Origin of the sequence: Hymenobacter wooponensis (assembly GCF_004745865.1) — a bacterium.
Taxonomy (GTDB): domain Bacteria; phylum Bacteroidota; class Bacteroidia; order Cytophagales; family Hymenobacteraceae; genus Hymenobacter; species Hymenobacter wooponensis.
The window spans coordinates 418,923-440,995 of sequence record NZ_SRKZ01000003.1; the positions used below are offsets into that span (position 1 = coordinate 418,923).

Consider the following 22,073-nt stretch of genomic DNA (forward strand, 5'->3'; position numbering starts at 1 on the left):
ACTACGTTCCATCTGAGCTCAAGCAGGAACTCTCGTTGCTACTCCTTTAGAGTAGCAATGAGAGTTTCTCCCAGTGTTCATAAGGGCATGCTACCTAACTCGGCTTTACTGTCCAGCTGATTTACTGAAAGTTGGAGATGTAGGCCTAGACGATAACTGGCTAAGCATACTGCTTAGTTTAGGGTAAGCGCTCCTTCCATCTATCGGAAATCAACATCCAGAAACAAGAAACTCCTACTTTTGCCCGATGGAATTTACCGTAGGCCAGATAGCAGAAGTACTGCACGGAGCAGTCGAAGGTGACAGCACCCAGCACGTAGATCGGCTGGCAAAGATTGAAGAAGCCCAAGCCGGCTCCCTCTCCTTTCTGTCGAACCTGAAGTACGAGCACTACCTCTATACTACCGGCGCCACCGCCGTAATAGTCAGTCGTACGCTGGAGCTGAAGCAGCCCACCCAGGCCGCCCTCATTCGCGTGGATGACCCCTACACCAGCTTTACTACGCTGCTAGAGTTTTATCAGCAGGCTACCCGCACTGGCAAGCGTGGCGTGGAAGAGCCCGCTTATATGGGCGCCGGCAGCCGCATCGGCGAAAATCATTACCGTGGGGCCTTCTCCTACATTGGGGAGAACTGCGAGATTGGGCAAGATGTAGTGATTTTTCCCCACGCCTTTATTGGCGACCGGTGCAAGATTGGTGATGGCACCATCATTTATGCGGGCGCTAAAATCTACGCCGAAACCATAATTGGTGCCCGCTGCACGGTGCACGCCGGTGCCGTAATTGGCTCCGACGGCTTCGGCTTCGCGCCCCAGCCCGATGGCTCCTACCGCACCATCCCGCAGATTGGCAACGTGGTGCTGGAAGATAACGTGAGTATTGGAGCTAACGCCACCATCGACTGCGCTACCATGGGCTCAACCATCATCCGGGAAGGTGCCAAGATTGACAACCTGGTGCAGATTGCGCACAACGTAGAAATTGGCCGCCACACTGTGGTTGCCTCGCAATCAGGCATTTCGGGCTCCACCAAAATCGGCGACTTCTGCGTGCTGGCAGGGCAGACTGGCCTAGCGGGTCACCTCACCTTGGCCAACCGAACTACCGTCACGGCTCAATCAGGGGTGGGCAAGTCTATTAAGGAGGAAGGCGTGCTGCTGCAGGGCTCTCCCGCCTTCAATCTTCGTGATAGTCTGCGCGCTAATGCCATCTTCCGCCGCCTGCCCGAGTTGGAACGCCGGGTAGATGAATTGGCACGTAAGCAGGCTCAACCGGAAAAGTCCTAGCTTTGCACGAGAAGTTAGAAGACAGAAGCTGGAAGCTAGAAGGCAACCACATGGCTTCTAGCTTCCAGCTTTTCTTTTTCCTCTTCTCTTCAGCACCTTCTAGCTCCGAGCTTCTGGCTTCTAGCTTCATTAGATGAACGACAAGCAACATACGATAAAGGCCCCCGTCACCGTGAGTGGCATTGGCCTTCACACCGGCGTGCAGGCCACCATGACGTTCTGCCCCGCTCCCGTAGGCCACGGATATAAGTTTCAGCGCGTTGATTTACCCGGCCAGCCCATCGTGGACGCCGATGTTGACAACGTGGTTGACCTCTCCCGCGGTACCACCATTGAGCAAAATGGTGCTCGCGTAAACACGGTAGAGCACACGCTGGCCGCGCTGGTTGGTTTGCAAATCGATAACGTGCTGATTCAGTTGGATGGCCCTGAGCCTCCCATCATGGATGGCTCCAGCTACGAGTTCATCAAGCCCCTAAGTGAAGTAGGCCTAGAAGAGCAGAACGCTCTGCGTAACTACTTCGAGATTCCCGACGAAATCCGCTATGTGGACAACGCTCGGGCCGTGGAAATTGCGGGCCTGCCCCTCAACAACTATCGCCTCACGGTGATGGTAGACTATAACTCACCGGTACTAGGCTCCCAGCACGCCTCCCTGACGGATATCTCGCAGTTTGAGAGTGAAATTGCCTCTTCGCGCACTTTCTGCTTCCTGCATGAGCTAGAAGCTCTCTACAAGCAAAACCTCATCAAAGGCGGCGACCTGAGCAACGCTATTGTGGTGGTTGACCGCGTAGTGAGCGAAAGCGAACTGAGCGACCTTGCTACCATGCTGGGTAAGCCCAAGGTAGCCGTTAAGAAGGAAGGCATCCTAAACAACGTGGACCTGCGCCACAAAAATGAGCCTGCCCGCCACAAGCTCCTCGACCTGGTTGGTGACTTGGCCCTCGTGGGTCGTCCGCTGAAAGGCCAAATCTTGGCAGCCCGGCCCGGCCATGCTGCTAACGTAGCCTTCGCAAAGCGCATTAAGAAAAAGATGATGGAGGCTGATAGCAGCCCCATCCCCAGCTACGACCCATCCCGGCAGCCGGTGATGGACATCAACCAGATAGCGGCCACCTTGCCCCACCGCTATCCGTTCCTGCTCATCGACAAAATCATTCACCTAGATGCCCATACGGTGACCGGTGTGAAGAATGTGACGATGAACGAGCCCTTCTTCGTAGGCCACTTCCCCGGCAACCCGGTGATGCCCGGTGTGATTCAAATTGAGGCTATGGCCCAAACTGGCGGGATTTTGGTACTGAACACCGTGCCCGACCCCGAGAACTACTGGACCTACTTCCTGGGAATCGAAAATTGCCGCTTCCGCCGCAAGGTTATCCCCGGCGACACCATCATTTTCAAGTGTACCCTCACGGCTCCCGTGAAGCGGGGCATCGCCAAAATGAGCGGTAAAGCCTACGTGAACGGCAAAGTTGTGATGGAAGCCGAAATGTCGGCCAGCATCATCCGGAAAGACGCTTAAATGTCAATGAACAATGAATCAGGAGCATGAGCGGGTATTTCCATTTTCGTGAAGCGTGCTCATACAATCTCCATCATTCGTTGCTCATTATTCATTGTTAATTGAAAAGAATGAATCAGCCACTCGCCTACATTCACCCCGAGGCTAAAATTGCGCAAAACGTAGTAGTAGAGCCCTTCACGACCATTGACAAGGACGTTGAAATCGGGGAAGGCACCTGGATTGGCCCTAACGTGACGATCATGTCCGGCGCCCGCATTGGCCGGAACTGCAAAATTTTTCCGGGCGCCGTTATTGCTGCTACTCCCCAGGACCTGAAGTTTGCCGGCGAGAAAACCACTGTTCATATCGGCGACAACACCGTGATTCGGGAGTGCGTGACGGTGAACCGTGGTACCGTTGACCGCTTGAAGACCGTAGTGGGCGCCAACTGCCTGCTGATGGCCTACGTGCACATTGCCCACGACTGTATCATTGGTGACAACTGCATTCTGGCCAACACGGTGCAGGTAGCCGGCCACGTTGAAATAGGCGACTACGCCATCGTGGGCGGGTCATCGGCGGTGCACCAGTTCGTGCGCATCGGCCCCCACGCTATGATTTCGGGTGGTTCTCTGATTCGGAAGGACGTACCGCCCTTCGTAAAGGCGGGCCGAGAGCCTCTGACCTACTCCGGTATCAACAGCATAGGCCTACGCCGCCGGGGCTTCTCTGACCAGAAGATTGCTGAGATTCAGCAGCTCTACCGTTTGTTGTTCCTGAGTGGCCTGAACAATGCCGCGGCGTTGGATCAGATTGAGCTAGAACTTTCTCCTTCACCGGAGCGTGATGAAGTGGTTAATTTCATTCGCAACTCGGGGCGGGGGGTTATCAAAGGCTACTCCCGCAATGGCAACAACGGCGCCGAGTAATTATTACTTGAGAACCCAGAGCGGAGCAGTAGGACATAGCTATCTGGCTAGGCCTCTTCGTTCTGGGTTCTGCAATTCTACGCTCAGACAGCATGCAGCTAACGGCTACCGGGCTAAGTAAGCGCTTCGCCCGGGAATGGATTTTCCGAGACCTCACGCACACGTTTCAGCCGGGTACTGCTACGGCTATTCTGGGTCCAAACGGTGCGGGTAAAAGCACACTGCTCAACACGTTGTCGGGGCAGTTGCTCCCTTCAACAGGCACTCTGGCCTATGAGCACCAGGGCAAGCTGATACCAGTAGAGGAAATTCCAGCTTACCTGGCCTACGCGGCGCCGTACCTGGAGCTGATTGAGGAATTAACGCTTGCCGAGCTACTGCAATTCCACATCCGGTTCAAGCCGTTGCGGGCGGGCTTCACCCCAGAAAAGCTCATCAGCTTAATGTATCTGGAGAAGTCTCGGCACAAGCTAGTGCGGGATTTTTCTTCCGGTATGAAACAGCGCCTCAAGTTGTCTCTGGCTCTGTACGCCGAGGCCCCGCTCCTGCTTCTCGATGAGCCCACCACTAACCTTGACCGCACCGGCGTGGAGTGGTATCTTGAGCACGTAAACGCCACGCTAACGGGCCGCACGGTGCTCGTTTCTAGCAACGTGCCGGAGGAGTACGATTTCTGTGAGCAACAGCTGTTAATTACAGATTTTGGCGCCAAGGCCGCGCGATAATACGGCCTTGCCTACCTACCTCTGTCCTGCTCTATGGATTAATTGTGCCGCGTAGGCCTATCGGCTTCACAGAGGCGAACAGAGGGTGTATTCATGTCACAACACGGGAGAAGTAAAGCGTAGTTATGGGGAGTAATAATTTAGCCGTTGGGGTTACAACGTGAAATATATTAACGCATTGGAAGTGCCTGATTCTGTCGTATAAGCACTATTTTAGATTTTCTGCGCAGCGCAACCGTAACCATTTAAACAGCTGCGCACGTATCTTCGCAGCCGGAGCAACGCCTTTTTCAACTGAATACTTTCACCCTTACGCCCTGACAAGGCCATGAGACAATACGACGACCTCGACGACGATTTCCTCGACGATGACGACGAGCTAGATACCTTCGCTAAGACCGGCGGTAGCAAAACCCGCGGTAATTCAGAAGATCAGCTTTCCGCCAAGTACGCCGATTACCTGATGTGGCGTGATACCGGCTCTTCGCACGACGAAGCCCTGGACCTTGCCAGCATGACCGAAGAAGAATTTACGGCCGCTGAGGCCGCCGAAGACCCGGATGGTGGCCGTGGCTTCAGCAGCATCGACGACGATGACGACTTCTCGGACGATGACGACGACGATGACAGCTACGGCAGCTCCCGTAGTGGCCGTCGCTCAAGCTTCGATGACGACGATTTTTAATTTACTGCTGGCATTGCCTAAATAACGCAGCAAACAAAACGCCCTTCTCCGGTCTGGAGAAGGGCGTTTTGTTTGCTTTATGCCTATAAATGCTTCTTTACTATTGAGGAGCTAAACCTTACCTATTTGCGACCGAATACGCGCTTAAGCAAATCGGTAGTGCGGGCCACTGGGTTCTCACGGATGTTAGCCTCCTCCTGGGCAATAAGCGTGAACAGGCCATCAATGGCTTTACCAGTAGCGTACTGATTCAAATCGGTTTGCACAGGCCTCACAAGCGGGATTTTGTTGTAGCGCGTGGTCAGGTCGGTATAATAGCGGGTAGCACCCACTTTATCGAGGCTCTGCTGAATAATGGGCTGGAAGGCCACCGTGAGCTGCTGAGTGGTAGTGCGCTTGAGATAGTTAGTAGCGGCGTCCTTCTCCCCCGTCAGAATTCCCCATACATCCGAGAAAGTTAGGCTCTTGATGGCGGCGATAAAGATGGGCTTAGCGCTCTTGGCTGCATCCTCGGCTCCACGGTTCAGCGTCAACTCAAACTTATCTACTTGGCTGCCTAGCCCAATTGAGCGCAACGTAGTGGCTACGCGTTGGGCATCGGGTGGGAAAGGAATCCGAATCAGCCGGTTCAGGTTGAAGCCATCCTGCTTAGAGGCTTGATCGGCGCCTTTGCTAATGCCTTGCACGAGGGCTTCCTTCAGACCATTAGCGGCTTCAGTATTGGTTACCCCTCCCGTGCTAGTAGTGGTTCTGGTAGAAGGCTGGGGCAGCGTAATGCCACCAATTTTTGGGAGCTTGATTAGCTGAGCCGAAGCAGCGGTGCTCAGCCCCAGGGAGGCCATTAGCAGTACTGCCAAACGTATGTTTTTCATAGGGAGTGCAAAAAAGCAAAGCAGGAACCAGCCCGTAGGCCTCTCCTGCTTTTGCAGAAACCGGACCAAACTACGCAGTAAATAGCCCAGCACGAAAGCCGATTGTAAAAGTAGCGGGCGAGCAAAAAAATATCATTCTGAGCTGAGCAATAAACTGGAGCTATGACCTGATGGCCTCCTACCAATTTTTGCACGGCTCAGAATGATAGCGCAAGGGCTTTATTACATGAGGGAACTGAAAACTAGTGCTGGCCTAGTGGCCGAACACCTTTTTCAACAGCTCTGTGCTTCGTGATGAAGGCCGTGAACGAATGCGTCCTTCCTCCTCAGCAATGAGGGTAAATAACCCGTTCACGGTTTGTTGGGTAGCGTAGGGCACAAGCTCGGCACTGATGGGTGTCATCAGCGGAATCTTGTTGTAGCGGTTCACCATTTCGGTGTAAAGGCGGGTAGCTCCGGTTTGATCCAGCGACTGCTTGATAATAGGCTGAAACGACGACTTCAGTTGCTCCTCGGTGTTAGAGCGCAGCAATTGCGTGGCAATGTCGTTTTGGCGAGATGAGGCCAGTGTCAGAGCATCCTGAAAGCTGAGGTTTTGCACCGCGCTCAGAAAGATCGGTTTGGCTTGGGCCGCGGCCTTCTCGGCGCTGTGGTTGAGGGCTACCTCGAAGTTATCCACCAGAGCCCCCATGCGCAGCCCGCGCAAGGTGGTAGCTACCAACTGAGCATCGGGCGGCATAGGTATGCGAATGTCGGCGTTGTCGTTGAAGCCATTCTCGGCGCCGGCAATATCAATGGCGCGGGCTACGCCTTGGGTCAGAGCTTCGCGTAGGCCACTCGTCGCCTCCTCAGCAGTGAGGGGCGCAACTACTGGAGCGGCCACGGGGGCTGGCGTGGTAGCTTTGGTAGTAGTTGACTTGGTAGTAGTGGCTTTTGTGGCGGTTTTAGTGGCCGCCGGTTTCGCCGTAGTGGTCTTTTTAGTGGTGGTTGTAGTTTTTTTAGCGGTGGTTTTGGTCTGAGCGAGGCTCAGTTGCGTAGTGGCGAGGGCAAGACCCAGGCCTAAAGCAAACGTGCGAAACGTGGTCATTTGAGTAAAGACGAAAAACCTGACGGCCTACGTGGCGGTCTTATTCATCCAGAGGCCAATATTGCGCCAAATCCTGCACCCATCCTAACTCCTTTCCCCATGCCGACTCCTCCCGTCGTTGAAATCATGACCATTGGCGACGAACTGCTCTACGGGCAGGTAATCGACACTAACTCCGCCTTCATGGGCCAGGAGCTAGGCAAGCTTGGCCTACGCGTCCGCCAGATAACGAGCGTATCCGACTTTGCCGACGAAATTGTAGCGGCGCTAGACCTAGCGCGGGAACGTGCCAACGTGGTGCTAATGACCGGTGGCCTGGGCCCCACCAAAGACGATCTTACGAAGCATGTGCTGGCCCGGTATTTTGGGGCTGAACTGGTGATGCATGAGCCCACACTACGCCACGTAGAGGGCATCTTTGCCCGCTACAACCGGCCCATGTTGGAAGTAAACCGTCAGCAGGCCATGGTTCCCAGCAACTGTACTGTATTGCACAATGCCCTAGGTACCGCCCCGGGTATGTGGTTTGAAGACCGCGGCACTATCTTCGTCTCCATGCCAGGCGTGCCATTTGAGATGAAGGGCCTGATGAAAGACGAGGTGCTGCCCCGCCTGCAACAACACTTCCAGACCCCGCCCATTGAGCACGTGGTGGTGCAAACGGTAGGCTTGGGTGAGTCGTACCTGGCCGAAAAAATTGCCGACTGGGAAAGCGCGCTGCCTAGCAATATCAAACTAGCGTACCTGCCCTCGTTGGGCGGCGTAAGACTGCGCCTCTCCGGCTACGCTGATGGCCAGCCCGATTTGCGCGGCCGCATGGAGGGTCTGCTGCCCGCTTTGCGTGAACGAATAGGCGAGGTGATTTTTGCCGTGGGAGAAGTACCGTTAGAGCAGGCAGTAGGCCAGTTATTACTGGAGCGGGGTCTCACCGTGGGTACGGCTGAAAGCTGCACGGGGGGCTACGTAGCTTACCGCCTCAGCAGCGTACCGGGCAGCTCCCGTTACTTTCAGGGCAGCGTAGTGGCCTACAGCAACGATGTAAAGGTTAAAGAACTGGGCGTACAACAGACTACCCTTGACCAGCACGGTGCCGTGAGCGAAGCTACCGTACGCGAAATGGCGGAGGGGCTGCGCCAGCGCTTGGGGGTGGATGTGGCCATTGCTACAAGCGGCATTGCCGGGCCCGATGGCGGGACGCCGACCAAACCAGTAGGCACCATCTGCATCGCCTACGCCGATAAGCATCAGACCGTGAGCCGGCAGTTCAGCTTTGACCGCGGCCGGCAACTCAACGTAGAGTACACTTCCACTGCCGTGCTGAATCTGCTGCGCCTGAGCTTGCCTGTGGCCTAGCCAATAAGCACCGGCTTGCTACTTCCGTTTGCTAACGTCAGAGCAGGTGGTGAGCCCAACGGAAATATTCGGAATATCTAGGATTCCGGACACAACAGCTACCTTTGACTTGCTTTTCGGGCCGTACATCCACCCACCTTCGCGGCCCCGATTAGTAGATACCAGACCTTCAACTACCCACCATCCCCCTAACACCCCCTACCAACCGCATGGCACGAGTGGAAATGACGATGCCCAAGATGGGCGAATCCATCATGGAAGGCACCGTTCTGAAATGGCTCAAACAAATAGGCGACACCATTGAACAGGACGAATCTGTACTGGAAGTAGCTACCGATAAGGTTGATACTGAAGTGCCTGCCCTCCACGCCGGCGTATTGCAGGAGATTTTGGTGCAAGAAGGCCAAGTTGTGGCCGTTGGCGCCCCCATTGCCATTATTGAAACCGATGCTGCCAGCACAGGCACTGCGGCTCCTGCTGCGGCTGCCCAAGCTCCCGCTCCTTCGGTGAATGGAGCCGAGAAGCACGCTGCTGATATTCCGTATGTGCCAGAAGCTGCTCCCGCTGCAGTAGCAGCCTCGGCAGCCCAGCCCCAACCCGGCCGTTTCTATTCTCCCCTGGTGCTGAGCATTGCCCGCGAGGAAGGAATTTCCATGGCCGACCTGGAGTACTTGCCCGGCACTGGCAGCGAAGGGCGCGTTACCAAGAAAGACATTCTGGATTACGTTGCCGCCGGCAAAAAGCCTTTAGCCCAGCCAGCCGCTCCGGCAGCCCACGCTGAACAGCCTCAGGCCGCTTCCGCTGCCCCGGCTCCGCAAGCTCCTGCTCCCGTAGCTGCCCAGCCAACGCCTGCACCGCAAGCAGCTCCGGCCGCTCCGGCTGCCCCCGTAACTAAGGCCGTGCCTTCAATCAGTGGCAACCAAGAGCTGATTGAGATGGACCGCATGCGCAAGATGATTGCCCAGCGCATGGTTGACTCGAAGAAGATTTCGCCCCACGTTACCTCGTTTGTAGAGGCCGACGTTACCGACATCGTGAACTGGCGCAACAAGCACAAGGATGCGTACAAGAAGCGCGAAGGCGAAAACCTCACCTTCACGCCTATCTTCATTCAGGCCATTGCGCGTGCCATTCAGGACTTCCCTAACATCAACGTTTCCGTTGAGGGCGACTACATCATTAAGAAGCGGGATATTAACGTGGGTGTAGCCGTAGCGCTACCCTCTGGCAACCTGATTGTGCCCGTAATTCACAACGCTGATCAGCTCAACCTAAACGGCCTGAGCAAGCGCGTGAACGATCTGGCTAACCGCGCCCGCCAAAACAAGTTGAAGCCCGAGGATCTGGAAGGCGGCACCTACACGGTTTCCAATGTGGGCTCGTTCGGTAACATCATGGGCACGCCCATCATCATGCAGCCCCAGGTGGCTATTATGGCCGTGGGTGCCATCAAGAAGAAGCCCGCCGTTATTGAGACTCTCCAGGGCGACCTGATTGGTGTGCGCCACTTCATGTTCCTCTCCCACAGCTACGACCACCGCGTGGTAGATGGCTCGTTGGGCGGAATGTTCGTGCGCCGGGTAGCTGACTATCTGGAGCAATTCGACCCGAATACTACCATCTAATGGTGGACTAAAATTGCTGAGGGTTGGTTGTTATGCCGGATACTGGCCTAGCAATCAGCCCTCTTCTTTTTAGCTTTTATACTTCATGAACAAAACCTTGCCCCTAGTGGCCCTGCTCATTGCGCTGGGTCTTATCCTGTTCCTCTATCAACGGCTCCGCACGACAGAAACCGCCCTGGAAATGTCGGAGAAGCGGTTCCACGACTGCGAACAGGTAAACTTCCAGCTGCAAAATCAATTGGTAGCCGCTACCCGCGGCCCCGTACCCGACAGCCTGAAGGTGCAGGATTAACGGGCTACCACTAAAGCCGCGGCGGAGTGGCCTAGCACAACACAAGTTAATGCTAGGCCACTCCGCCGCGGCTTTCGAGAGAATAGGCTATTCCAACACCCAAGTCACTTTTTCTTCCAGAGGGCGCCGAATGCTGCGGGCAGTAGCCCCCGGCTTGGGGTAGCCCAGCATAAAGAAGCCCAGGAGGCGGTCATAGGGACCCAGGCCGAAGAAGGGCTTGGCTTCTTCCAAATACGTAACGCCGCCACTGCTCCAGAAGCCCGCCAAACCGTGGGCCACGGCTGAAAGGTGCAGGTTTTGCACGGCGCAGGCTACGGCCGCCACTTCTTCTACCTCGGGCACCTCTTGGGTACGCTTGAGCCCGATAGCAATAACGTGGGAGCTAAGCAAAGGGCTACTTTGCATCTTTTCGAACTTGTTCTGCTGAAACTTCTCCCCCGCTTTCTCACGGTACAGTTCCGACTGGAACGTTGCCAGCCGCTGCCGACCCGCGCCACTAAACACTACAAAGTGCCAAGGCTCGGTGCGCTTGTGGGTAGGAGCCCAAGTAGCATCGGTTAGTACTTCACGCACAATGTGGTTGGGAATTTCGCGGCCGGGCTCAAACTGCACTGGCTGTATGCTGCGCCGCGCTCGAATCAGAGCAGAAACTTGCGCTGCTTCCATAAGGGCTGCGCTATCTGTTTGGTTTTCCATATGAAATACAAGCCCCTGAGGGGTCGGGTTGTTTTGACGAGGAACTGAGCCGGGTTTACTGGCCTAGGCTAACGAAAACGCCTGCCGTAGTGTAACGGCAGGCGTTTTCGTTAGCCTAGGCCACATGTGTTCTACTAGGGGCGGCCGCCGCTGGCGCCCTGAGCGGGCGTAGCACCCGCGCCGTTGCCGCCGTCAGAGCCGCCGTCTTTGAGGTCGTCGTTGTTCACTGAGCGTTTGCGGCGAGTGGGCGCCATGCTCATTTTACCAATCCGGTAGCTGAGGTTGACCCGGAAGCCGGAGCGGCGCAACACGTTCACGCTGTACTGGTCAACCACTGGTGAAGAGATGGAATTGCGAATTTTGTTGGTGGGCGTGAAGAAGTTATCCGCGCCAAAGCCAATACTGCCCTTCTTCTCAGCAAAGTCCTTTTTCAGGCCCAGGCTGTATACCCCAAAACCGCCCTGGTAGCCCTGAAGCTGTACCTGCCGGCCCCGGTAGAAGCTGAACGCCTGAATACCCCACCCCTTCGTGAAGTTGTAGCCCCCCATGAGGCGGCCACTAGCCACCCACCCTTGGTTGCTGGCTGCGTACACCACGTCGGAGGTGTTGTTGTCAAGGGTAGCGTAATACACATCGGCACCGCCGCCCAGCGTGAGCTTATTGTTGATGTTTACGTTAGCATTGACGCTGCCCCCATAAGCGTTTTCGGTACCGATGTTGCCATAGGTAGTGCGAATAACTGCGCCATCCTGCTGGCGAATTGGCTGGATTGAGCCCGTGGTATTGCGCGAGAAAACGGAGAAGTTCAGCGAGGTTTGCTTGATGTACGTGCTGTAGCCCAGCTCAATGTTATTGGTGTACTCGGGGTCCAGGTTGGGGTTACCCTCCGTGTATTGCAGCAGGTTGCCGGTTTGCCGGTTTGGGTTCAGGAACTGAAGCGAAGGGCGCTGAATGCGGTAGTTGTAGGCCGCCTTCAGTACGTTGCCGTTAGCCAACTTCCGCGAGAGGTTCACGCTTGGTACAAGTACTCCGTAGGAAGGAATAGAGGGCGCATTCTCCGTCCGGAAGTCGGCATTGATGGTGGTGTACTCGTAGCGGGCCCCAGCCTTCAGCGTGTAGCTTTTCAGGAAGCTCAGGGTGTACGAACCGTACGCCGCTGCAATGTTCTGGTTGTAATCGAATACGTTGGAAAGCGTTACGCCTGTTTGCTGCTGCCCGTTTATGAATGTAGAATAGTCGCTATTCACGCGGCGCATAATATCCTTAGCCCCAAACTCTAACAGCTGCGTTTTGCTAAGGGGCGTCTGATAATCGACCTGCAGCGTGACCTCCTGGTTGTAGCTGTCGTTGAGGTTGCGACGGTAGGTACCAGCTTGGTCACCCTCAATAGTGGTGTTGGTAAAGTTGTTGGTGCGGGTGTTGCGGCTGTACTGGGCAAGCACGCTAAACTCGCGCTGGGGTGTCTCAAAAGTACGCGTATAATTCAGGGTAGCATCCAGAGTGTTCGAGTTATCGAGCACCTTCACGTTGCTGAGGCGGTTAGTAGCCGTATCGCCCAGCGTGGGCCGGAAGAAAACGGTGGTCGAGGCGAGGTCGTCCTGGTAGTTGGTGCCGTTGCGCAGCCCCAGTTGTACCGAAGCTGACAGGAAGTTGTACTTATTGATATCGTAATCCCACCCGAAAGAGTAGCGCCCAAATACGTTCTGCTGGCGCGTATCAGCCGACTGCACGGTATTACTAATCCGCTGGCGGTTCGCTAAGTCGTTGCCCGGAATTGAGTAGGTCGATTGGTCGTTACGGAAGCTGCCCGGCGTATTGTATTGCGCCCGGCCGCCACCGCCCAGCGAGAAGCCCATCTTGCCCACCCGATACGAAGCATTCAAGCCCAGATCAGATCCTCTCAGGCCAGCACTAGTGCGCAAATCCAGCGTGAAACCCTGCAGGTTATTCTGCTTAGTAACGATGTTAATAATACCGCCGGAGCCTTCTGCGTCATACTTGGCCGAGGGCGAGGTAATTACCTCCACCGTCTTGATCTGGTCAGCCGGAATTTGCTTTAGGGCGTCGGCTATGCTGTTGGCCGAAATGGTGCTAGGCCTATTGTTAATAAGCACCCGAATGTTCTGGCTGCCGCGCAAGCTCACATTGCCATCGAGGTCAACGGAGAGCATAGGCACGCGCTTGAGCACGTCGGTGGCGTCGCCGCCGCGGGTGGTTTCGTCCTTTTCGGCGTTGTACACGGTGCGGTCAACCTTCTCCTCTACCAAGCTGCGCTGGCCTTCTACCTTCACCTCACCCAGAGCCTGCGCCGACGACTCCAGGGCCACATTGCCCAGGGCTACGGTATTGCCAGCCTCCGTAATTACTACCCCCGTTTTCTCAACCAGCTTATAGCCAATAAAATTCACCTGAATGGTGTAGGTACCAGCTGACACGCGCGGGATGCTGAACTTGCCATTATCATCGGCGGCGGTGCCATCCACGGGCTTACCGGTGGCGGGGTTGAGCAGGGCAATGGTAGCGTAAGGCACAGGCTGCTTGGTAGCAGCATCAACGATAGTACCCGTTACGCGGCCATTACCTGCCTGTGGCGCCGGCGCCTGCCCCGCGGGTGGTCCGCCCGCGGGCCGACCAGCACCTGCGGGCCGTTCGCCGGTGGGCATCTGGGCTAACACGGCATGACCACCGCTAGTCAGAACAATAAGGAGAAGAATCTTTTTCATGTACATGAGGGGAATAAACATCACCCGGCAAACCGAAGTCAACTGCTGACTGATAGATTACTCGCAAAACTACTCCCCCTATTTCCGCACCACGAATGAACCCGACCAACTGACCGATTTATGCTGCGGATGCCGGAGAATGTTCGTGAGTATGCCAAGCAACCGCAGCCACAGACGCAACTTTACCTTAGGGGTGGCATGAGGGACATAATATTTCTAGAAATACTGTTGAGCCCCTATGCAAAAGGCCGCTCCCGGATGGGGAGCGGCCTTTTGCATTTCTTCTATTGGCCTAGGCCTCTATGCCTAGCAATAGAAACATAAAGGCGTACTGCCGAGCTGTATCATGAATGGACTTGAAGCGGCCGGAAGCGCCGCCGTGCCCCGCTTCCATATCGGTGTGCAAGAGTAACAGATTATTGTCGGTTTTGAGGGTCCGCAGCTTGGCTACCCATTTGGCTGGCTCGAAATACTGCACTTGCGAGTCGTGTAGGCCAGTAGTCACGAGCATGTTGGGGTATGCCTGGGCTTTCACTTGGTCGTAGGGCGAGTACGAGAGCATGTAGTCGTAAAACTCCTGCTGGTTGGGGTTGCCCCACTCGTCGTATTCGCCAGTGGTCAGCGGAATGCTCTCGTCGAGCATCGTGGTTACCACATCCACAAAGGGCACGGCGGCTACTATGCCCTTATAGTACTCAGGGTGCAAGTTTACTACGGCGCCCATCAGTAGGCCACCCGCCGAGCCACCCATGGCAAACAGCGTTTCGGGGGAAGTATAGTGCTGGTCAATCAAGAAGCGGGAGCAGTCAGTGAAGTCGGTGAACGTGTTCATCTTCTTCAGCTTCTTGCCGTCTTCGTACCACTGCCGGCCCAGCTCCTGCCCCCCCCTAATGTGGCAAATAGCGTAGGCAAAGCCTCGATTGAGCAAGCTCAGGCGGGCCACACTAAAGGTGGCATCCATGGAGAGGCCATAGGAACCGTAGGCGTACTGCAGCAGCGGTGCCCGCCCATCCTTCTGAAAGCCTTTCTTGTATACAATGGAAATAGGGATACGAGTACCGTCGAGGGCTGGCGCGTACAGCCGCTCACTTACGTAGTCTTCCTTACTGAAGCCACCCAGCACCGCTTGCTCTTTTAGGAGCGTTTTAGTGCGGGAAGTCATGTCGTAGTCAAACGTTGAGTGCGGCGTAGTAAGCGAGGTATAGCCGTAGCGCAGCACCGTAGTATCAAACTCGGGGTTGATGCTGATGCCGGCGGTATAGGTTGGCTCGCCGAAATTGAGGTAGTGCTCCTGCTGATCCTGCCACCGAATAATACGCAGTTGCAGCAGGCCTTCCTTCCGCTCACCTAGCACCAGGTACTCGCGGAACAGCTCCATGTTCTCCAGAAACACATCGGCCCGGTGCGGAATCACTTCTTGCCACTCCGCCTTGGCCGTGTTGGTTACGGGCGTTTTAAGTAGCTGAAAGTTTGGTGCACCGGCGTTGGAGAGAATGTAAAAATGATCCTCGAAGTGGGCCACCTCATATAAGTGGTCTTGTTCGCGGGCCAGAAATAGGTGCGGCTCCTCCGTAGGCCTGTCGGCGGGCAAGTAGCGCGTCTCCGACGACATAGTGCTGCTCATGTGCAGGAAGATGTACTCCCGTGACTTTGAGCGCCCAACGCCCGTGTAGAAGGTGTTGTCCAGCTCCTCGTACACCAGCACGTCCTGGGCGGGGTCGGTGCCAAGGGTGTGGCGGTACACCTGAAACGGCAGCAGCGTATCTACATCTTTTTTGGTGTAGAACACCGTTTGGTTGTCAGCGGCCCACACGGCCTCGCCGCTGATGTTCGGAATTTCTTCGGGGTACAGCTCGCCGGTTTGCAGGTTGCGGAAGCGCAGCGTGTAGAGGCGTCGGCTTACGGTATCGGTGCTGTAGGCCAGTAACGCGTTATTGTCACTGACTTCAAAGTCGCCAATATCGAAGTACGACTCCCCCTGCCCCATTTCGTTGGCGTTGAGCAGCACTTCTTCTGGCGCGCTCAGGCTCCCAGCTTTCCGGCAGTAGATGGGGTATTCGCCACCTTCTTCGTAGCGCGTGTAATAGTAGTAGCCGTTGTGGCGGTAGGGCACCGACTCGTCCTGCTCTTTAATACGGCCTTTAATCTCTTGAAACAGCTTTTCCTGCAGAGCCTTAGTCGGCGCCATCTGCTCCTCAAAATAGGCGTTTTCAGCGTTGAGGTAGTTGATGACTTCTTGGTTTTCTGGCTCGTTTAGCCAGTAATAGTTATCGGTGCGGGTGCCGAAGGGTGAAGTGAGTAAGTGGGGCTTGGTGGCCGCCACAGGTGGCTTGGGCATGAGGTGACTTTGTGATTGATTCTACCCACTGCGCGGAACGAGCGAAACAGAGCCGGTAAACCAGTGGACAGTTGTAGTAATAACAGCAACTGAATAACTAACAAATGAAACCGAAGCTGTTCACACCTAAAGAAACACAAATTTCCTCTAAAGGTGCTATTTCAGCCGCTAGGCCTATTTGTGCACAACCACTACTGACAACTCCAATACACGAAGCTAACGCGCTAGTCAAGGCCGAAAAGCTAAGATGACAGCTGTATTTCCGGCAGGCCACGGGATGCTCAAGCAATCAGCGGAATGGAAGAAACTACGTTGATGCCTGTACGGCTGCGTGCATAGTTCAAGCCTCCTAATTACTGTACCGGCCCAATCCCTTTTGCAGGAAGTCCTTTAGCCTAGGCGAGCGGAAAAGTATATTTCGCACTGTAGAACGGTATTTTTCGGACGAGGAATCGTACCCCGTAGTGACTTTTCTAGCAAACTCTTCTAGGCCACATTGAGCCGTAATTTCCAGCCGCGGCAAACGACGCACGTCATCCTTGGAGTTGGCCTGCCCAGGATGTACCGAAAAGCCAGCTCTGTAATTTAACGCATCCAGTAACTCTAGGGAGCCAGCCGTGTATTTCCCGTAGGGGAAGGCATAGAATTGTACTGCCGAGTGTAAGCAAGCTTCAATTTGCGCCTTGCTGCCGCCCATTTCCTGTTGTAGCTCAGCTGAAGTTAAGTTGCGGTGATTTTGATGCGTGCGGCTATGGGCCTCAATGCTCCAGCCGGCAGCCTGCAGTACCCTTACCTCGTCCCAGGTTAGCGGACGGTCTTCGAGGGGTACACTGTCCCCAAATTCAGGCAGGTTCTTGTACGTAGGCCACCCCACACTTTCCGTCGTCAGGAATAGCGTGGCCGAGAAGCCATAGCGCGCCAGAATGGGTAGCGCCTTTTGGAGCAGCGAGGCATACCCATCGTCAAAGGTGATGACCACCGAGTTCGGAAGTGGCTGATTTTCTTCCAAGGCCTGCAGCAGCTGCATTGGCGAAATGCTACGGTAGCCATGGGCCGCCAGCCAACCCATTTGCAATTCAAACGCAGCCGTCTCAACATGTACGGCCGCCATATATGGCTCATACGTGTCAACTAACGCATGATACATGAGAACGGGCACTCCGGAAGAATTCATGCTTGCGCTGTAGCTCAGGCTTGTTTGGCCGCCGTACGCGTTGCCGCCCATGTTTGGCTGCTTTTACCGAATGTGATGGCTACTACTGATTTTAGAATATTCAGCATCAGGTTCAGCCCAGAAAGTAGAAGTAAGTAATGGTGCCTTTTGGCCCGTATCAGCCGTAAGCCAATAAAACCATACAGCACAAACACAACGGCAAGCACCCACCATGTCCAGCCCGCTAGCAGAGAATATTGGGGGAAGAAAAACGAAGCTATAGCGAAGAACAAGATGCTAAATAGCAAGATGGACCGAGGTGGCTGTAATAGCTCGCAGGCAAAATCTATCTGAGCGAATTTTCCGTGCAGCAGCCCCTGCCCTAGCAACCGGAAGCCATGTTTCTTGAGGGTCTCAAAGTGGCCGGCTAGCCAGCGGCTGCGCTGCTTCTGAAACGCTTGGCTGTTGTCTACTACTTCATAGCTCAAGCGGGCGGCTGGGCAGAAATCAACCTTGATTTCTCGTTCCACCAAGTAGGCTTTCCAGTCTTTATCCTCCGCCAGTGAGTACTCCGGCAAACGCATCAGCTCGCCAAATATGTTGTCGCGTACGGCAAATCCTAACCCATAAACGAAGGTGTCCATCCCGAAGAGCTTACGCGTGCCCGAAAGCAGCCACTGGCGAAGGGCTTCCGCAGCAGCATCTAACACGGTCACATCGGAAGCAAAGGTGTTATTGACGTAACGATAGGTTTGAACAGCAGCGGCGGCTTCAGGCCGAGAGAACATGTTATCTAGCTCCATCAGGAAGTTGCGCTCTAGTCTGCAGTCAGCATCTATTACACAAACCACCCGCCCCCTTGCCTGAGACGTAATTGCCATTTTTTCCGAAGCATACATCAATGCCTGCATTTTGTCGGAAGGCGGTTTCGTGAAACGCTCTAGACATGTGACCCCTGCCTGCCGGGCAATAGTGGCTGTTGTATCCTGGCAATTATCAGCAATTACCACCGGCGTTACCAAGGAAGCCGGATAATTTTGTGCGTGAATACTAGACAGTAAGGTAGGCAGAAGCCTTTCCTCATTATGGGCCGGTATTAGCAGAAGAAACTCTGTTGTATTTGGTCCGGCCGGTGCTGCTGGCTTATAAAACATATCCCGAATGTTAGTATAAAACAGAATAAAAATTACCAGAGGTATAAATATATGAAGGCAATACAGTACAATTAGCGCCTGCATTACATAAAGAGAGCTCACCATTAAAGGCTTAAACACACCATTGATTGCACTCAGCAATACAATGAGTAGGATTGCACCTAACACCTTATTCTGGCTTACTTTCATCTTATGTCTTTATGAGTACCACAGCCTGCCCTAAGCGGATTCGCTGATAGGTAGCCACAAACTACATGCATTATATTATAAATTCAACAATAAATGTTAATTATTTATTAAAGAAATCTAATAACATGGCATTTTTCGCCCCTCGAAGATGTATCGTTTGCTTTTAGGCATAAAAAAAGAGCTGAGCCGTATTGGCTCAGCTCTTTTTTGCACTTAAACTAGGGCTATAGGCCAGCTAGGCTTTGTTCCAGGGCTGTAATTTTTGCTTCCGCGTCGGCTAGTTTTTGGCGCTCACGCTCTACTAGGTCAGCTTTAGCATTTTGTACGAACTTCTCATTGCTAAGCTTTTTCAACACTGAGTCGCGGAATCCTTGGGCGTACTCGAGTTCCTTGGTGAGTCGTTCCTTTTCAGCTCCTAAATCAATTTGCCCTTCCAGCGGCACGAAGAACTCTGCGCCACCCGATACAAACCCAACGGAAGCGGCCGGGGCAGCCTCCACAGTGCTGATTTCCGTGAGCGAGGCCAACTTGCGGATAATGCCGTCGTAGGCCTGTAGCAGGTCGGCGTCATCTGTTTTGACGGCCAGAGTCAGGTGCTTGTTGGGGCCCAGGCCTTTCTGGTTCCGGATGTTGCGCACACCGGCCACAATGTCCAGAGCCTTCTCCATGCGGGCCAACAGCTCAGGAGCACCGGCAATGGGCTGCTGCTTGGGCCAGGTAGCTACGCATACGTAGTCTTTTGGTCCCCGCTCAGCCAGCTCATGCCAGATTTCCTCGGTGATGAAGGGCATGAAGGGGTGTAGCAGCTTCAGTAGCGTTTCCAGGAAGCTGGTAGTGTGGCGCAGAGTCTCAGGGTCAATAGGAGCTTGGTAAGCCGGTTTAATCATCTCCAGATACACCGAGCAGAAATCGTCCCATACCAGCTTGTACACCGTCATGAGTGCATCGCTGATGCGGAACTTCTCAAAGTGGTCATCGAGCTCCACCAAGGTGGTTTGCAGCTTTGCGGTAAACCACTCCACCGCCTTACTATTAGCAAACGGCAATGCGGCATCTACCTCCCAGCCCTGGGTCAGGCGGAACGCATTCCAGAGCTTATTGCAGAAGTTGCGCCCCTGCTCCACCAGCTTCTCATCGTACAGCAAATCGTTGCCGGCCGGGGCCGAGAACAACATACCCGTCCGTACGCCGTCGGCGCCGAACTGCTTAATAAGGTCCAGCGGATCGGGGGAGTTGCCGAGCTGCTTGCTCATCTTACGCCCCTGGGCATCGCGCACAATACCCGTGAGGTAAACGTTCCGGAACGGAATATCCTTGCGGTATTCAAGGCCAGCCATAATCATGCGGGCTACCCAGAAAAACAGGATATCCGGCCCCGTTACCAGATCATTGGTGGGGTAGAAATAGTTGATATCCGCATTGTCGGGGTCTTTGAACCCGTCGAACACGGAAATGGGCCACAGCCACGAGGAGAACCACGTATCCAGCACGTCCTCATCCTGCCGTAGGTCTGAGAGTTGCAGGTCAGCGTTGCCGCTCTGGGTGCGGGCAAGTTCGAGGGCCTCTTCGGGCGTGAGAGCTACCACATAGGTGCCATCGGGCAGGTAATAGGCCGGAATCTGTTGGCCCCACCACAGCTGACGTGAGATGCACCAGTCGTGTACATTCTCCATCCATACCCGGTAGGTGTTCTTGAACTTGGCCGGGTGCAGCTTTACCTGGTCGCTCTCCACCACTTCTAGGGCCGGCTTCGCCAGGTGTTCCATTTTCAGGAACCACTGCATGCTCAGGCGGGGTTCGATAACGGCCTTGGTGCGCTCTGAGGTCTGCACAATGCTGGCATACTCCTCCACCTTCACCAAGTGGCCGGCTTCTTCCAGATCCTTCACAATGTTGCGGCGCGCGGCAAAGCGGTCCTGGCCTACGTAGAGCACCGCCTTTTCATTCAGCGAGCCATCGTTGTTGAGGATATCAATAACCGGCAGGCTGTGCTTTACGCCCAGCTCGTAGTCGTTCAGGTCGTGGGCGGGCGTCACTTTCAGGGCACCCGTACCAAAGTCAATACTTACGTACTCATCCAGAATTACGGGAATCTCGCGGTCGAGCAGCGGAATGCGCACTTTCGCACCGTGCAGGTGAGTATAGCGGGGGTCGTTGGGGTTCACAGCCACCGCCACGTCAGCCATGATGGTTTCGGGGCGCGAGGTAGCCACGGTCAGGAACTGCCCCTCCTGGCCTACCACCGCATACCGCAGATGGTACATCTTGGCCATCACATCCTTCGGAATTACTTCCTCGTCGCTGATGGCGGTTTGGCTCTGCGGGTCCCAGTTTACCATCCGAATACCGCGGTAGATCAGGCCCTTCTGGTGCAGATCTACGAATACGCGCAGTACGGCCTCGGTCAGTTCGGGCTCCATCGTGAAGCGCGTCCGGTCCCAGTCGCAGGATGCGCCCAGCTGTTTCAGCTGCTCCAGAATGATGCCGCCGTACTTTTCCTTCCAAGCAAACGCGTGCTCAAGGAACTGCTCACGAGTCAGATCCTTCTTCTCAATTCCCTGCTCCTTGAGTAAGGCCACTACCTTGGCTTCCGTGGCAATGGAAGCGTGGTCGGTGCCGGGTACCCAGCACGCTTCCTTGCCCTGCATGCGGGCCAGGCGCACCAGCACATCCTGAATGGTATTGTTCAGCATGTGGCCCATGTGGAGCACGCCCGTTACGTTGGGCGGCGGAATTACCACCGAGTACGGCTGCTTGCGGGGGTTGGCTTTGGCTTTGAAGAAGCCCTGCTCCTGCCAGCGCTGATACCATTTGGCTTCAACGTCGGCGGGGGTATAGGTTTTGGCGATAGACATCGTCGGAGGGAATCAGTTCAGAATAGTGGCAAAAGTAGGCATTTCGAAGGTGGGCGGGAAATGCCGTGGTATCATGCAGTAGAACTGGCCTAGGCCAGTAGGAAAGCTCATGCCGGGTATGCCCGAGGGCGCGTTGTGCTACCCAGTATTTGAAAAACAAAAAGAGCCGCTCCTGGAGCGGCTCTTTCTGTTGCAGCGTGGGTTCAGCCAGTGGCCTAGGCCTCCTGGTGCAACCACTGCTTCTTCTTGAGCAGATCCTGTTGAGCTTCGCGGTAATCTGGGTCGTCCACGCAGCAGTCTACGGGGCAGACGGCCGCGCACTGGGGCTCCTCGTGGAAACCCACGCACTCGGTGCACTTATCCGACACGATGTAGTAGTACTCGTCGGAAATGGGCGTTTGCGGAGCCACACCCGATACTACCGAGCCCCCGTCAATTTCCACTTCTTTCAAGCTGGTGCCATCGGCCCAGCGCCACTGGGCACCGCCCTCGTAAATCGCGGTGTTGGGGCATTCCGGTTCGCAGGCACCACAGTTGATGCACTCGTCGGTTATCATGATGGCCATAGCCTATATCTCGTTTGGGAGTGAGTAAAAGTG

General features: G+C 54.9%; 17 protein-coding genes. 8 read left to right on the plus strand and 9 right to left on the minus strand.

Going from position 1 to position 22,073, the window contains the following annotated elements:
* Positions 1–247 precede the first annotated feature (247 nt).
* The 5 genes from lpxD (at position 248) to EU557_RS12120 (ending at position 5,137) form a co-directional block, all read left to right on the plus strand.
* Positions 248–1,288 carry a UDP-3-O-(3-hydroxymyristoyl)glucosamine N-acyltransferase gene (gene lpxD / locus EU557_RS12100; protein ID WP_135530710.1) on the plus strand — a complete coding sequence of 347 codons (1,041 nt, stop codon included), beginning with the start codon at positions 248–250 and terminating at the stop codon, positions 1,286–1,288.
* Positions 1,289–1,421: 133 nt separating this feature from the next.
* Positions 1,422–2,816, plus strand: coding sequence for a bifunctional UDP-3-O-[3-hydroxymyristoyl] N-acetylglucosamine deacetylase/3-hydroxyacyl-ACP dehydratase (locus tag EU557_RS12105; RefSeq protein ID WP_135530711.1), 1,395 nt, complete (start codon positions 1,422–1,424; stop codon positions 2,814–2,816).
* Positions 2,817–2,926: 110 nt separating this feature from the next.
* Positions 2,927–3,727 (plus strand): acyl-ACP--UDP-N-acetylglucosamine O-acyltransferase, encoded by an 801-nt coding sequence (lpxA, locus tag EU557_RS12110; protein ID WP_135436638.1) that lies wholly within the window; start codon positions 2,927–2,929, stop codon positions 3,725–3,727.
* Positions 3,728–3,819: 92 nt separating this feature from the next.
* On the plus strand, positions 3,820–4,452 hold the full coding sequence (locus EU557_RS12115) for an ABC transporter ATP-binding protein (protein WP_135530712.1): 633 nt from the start codon (positions 3,820–3,822) through the stop codon (positions 4,450–4,452).
* Between the two features lie 328 nt (positions 4,453–4,780).
* A complete protein-coding gene (locus EU557_RS12120) occupies positions 4,781–5,137 on the plus strand; it encodes a hypothetical protein (protein ID WP_135530713.1) in 357 nt (118 codons plus the stop codon).
* 122 nt (positions 5,138–5,259) lie between these two features.
* On the opposite strand, the gene EU557_RS12125 is transcribed toward EU557_RS12120, so the two are convergent.
* Both EU557_RS12125 and EU557_RS12130 read right to left on the minus strand, forming a co-directional pair.
* On the minus strand, positions 5,260–6,009 hold the full coding sequence (locus tag EU557_RS12125) for a DUF4197 domain-containing protein (RefSeq protein WP_135530714.1): 750 nt from the start codon (positions 6,007–6,009) through the stop codon (positions 5,260–5,262).
* 253 nt (positions 6,010–6,262) lie between these two features.
* Positions 6,263–7,096, minus strand: a complete 834-nt coding sequence (locus tag EU557_RS12130; protein WP_135530715.1) for a DUF4197 domain-containing protein — start codon at positions 7,094–7,096, stop codon at positions 6,263–6,265.
* A 99-nt stretch (positions 7,097–7,195) separates the two neighbouring features.
* Between EU557_RS12130 and EU557_RS12135 the strand changes: the two genes are divergently transcribed.
* The 3 genes from EU557_RS12135 (at position 7,196) to EU557_RS12145 (ending at position 10,366) form a co-directional block, all read left to right on the plus strand.
* A complete protein-coding gene (locus tag EU557_RS12135; RefSeq protein WP_135530716.1) occupies positions 7,196–8,449 on the plus strand; it encodes a competence/damage-inducible protein A in 1,254 nt (417 codons plus the stop codon).
* Positions 8,450–8,658: 209 nt separating this feature from the next.
* The gene (locus EU557_RS12140) at positions 8,659–10,074 is read left to right on the plus strand and encodes a dihydrolipoamide acetyltransferase family protein (protein WP_135530717.1); all 1,416 of its coding nucleotides are present in this window, start codon (positions 8,659–8,661) and stop codon (positions 10,072–10,074) included.
* Between the two features lie 85 nt (positions 10,075–10,159).
* Complete coding sequence (locus EU557_RS12145) at positions 10,160–10,366, plus strand: hypothetical protein (protein WP_135530718.1); 207 nt, start codon at positions 10,160–10,162, stop codon at positions 10,364–10,366.
* 87 nt (positions 10,367–10,453) lie between these two features.
* Here EU557_RS12145 and EU557_RS12150 read toward each other — a convergent pair whose 3' ends face one another.
* The 7 genes from EU557_RS12150 to EU557_RS12180 all read right to left on the minus strand — a co-directional run bounded on the left by EU557_RS12150 (position 10,454) and on the right by EU557_RS12180 (position 22,040).
* Positions 10,454–11,062, minus strand: a complete 609-nt coding sequence (locus EU557_RS12150) for a nitroreductase family protein (RefSeq protein ID WP_245326246.1) — start codon at positions 11,060–11,062, stop codon at positions 10,454–10,456.
* Between the two features lie 134 nt (positions 11,063–11,196).
* The gene (locus EU557_RS12155) at positions 11,197–13,785 is read right to left on the minus strand and encodes a TonB-dependent receptor (RefSeq protein ID WP_135530719.1); all 2,589 of its coding nucleotides are present in this window, start codon (positions 13,783–13,785) and stop codon (positions 11,197–11,199) included.
* Positions 13,786–14,077: 292 nt separating this feature from the next.
* Positions 14,078–16,123, minus strand: a complete 2,046-nt coding sequence (locus EU557_RS12160) for a S9 family peptidase (protein WP_135530720.1) — start codon at positions 16,121–16,123, stop codon at positions 14,078–14,080.
* Positions 16,124–16,472: 349 nt separating this feature from the next.
* Positions 16,473–17,297: a polysaccharide deacetylase family protein gene (locus EU557_RS12165; RefSeq protein WP_167855182.1), complete on the minus strand. Its 825-nt coding sequence runs from the start codon at positions 17,295–17,297 to the stop codon at positions 16,473–16,475.
* A 14-nt stretch (positions 17,298–17,311) separates the two neighbouring features.
* Positions 17,312–18,619, minus strand: a complete 1,308-nt coding sequence (locus EU557_RS12170) for a glycosyltransferase family 2 protein (RefSeq protein ID WP_135530722.1) — start codon at positions 18,617–18,619, stop codon at positions 17,312–17,314.
* A gap of 224 nt (positions 18,620–18,843) precedes the next feature.
* Positions 18,844–21,474, minus strand: coding sequence for a valine--tRNA ligase (locus EU557_RS12175; RefSeq protein WP_135530723.1), 2,631 nt, complete (start codon positions 21,472–21,474; stop codon positions 18,844–18,846).
* A 215-nt stretch (positions 21,475–21,689) separates the two neighbouring features.
* Positions 21,690–22,040, minus strand: a complete 351-nt coding sequence (locus EU557_RS12180) for a 4Fe-4S dicluster domain-containing protein (protein WP_088842318.1) — start codon at positions 22,038–22,040, stop codon at positions 21,690–21,692.
* Between the last annotated feature and the right edge of the window lie 33 nt (positions 22,041–22,073).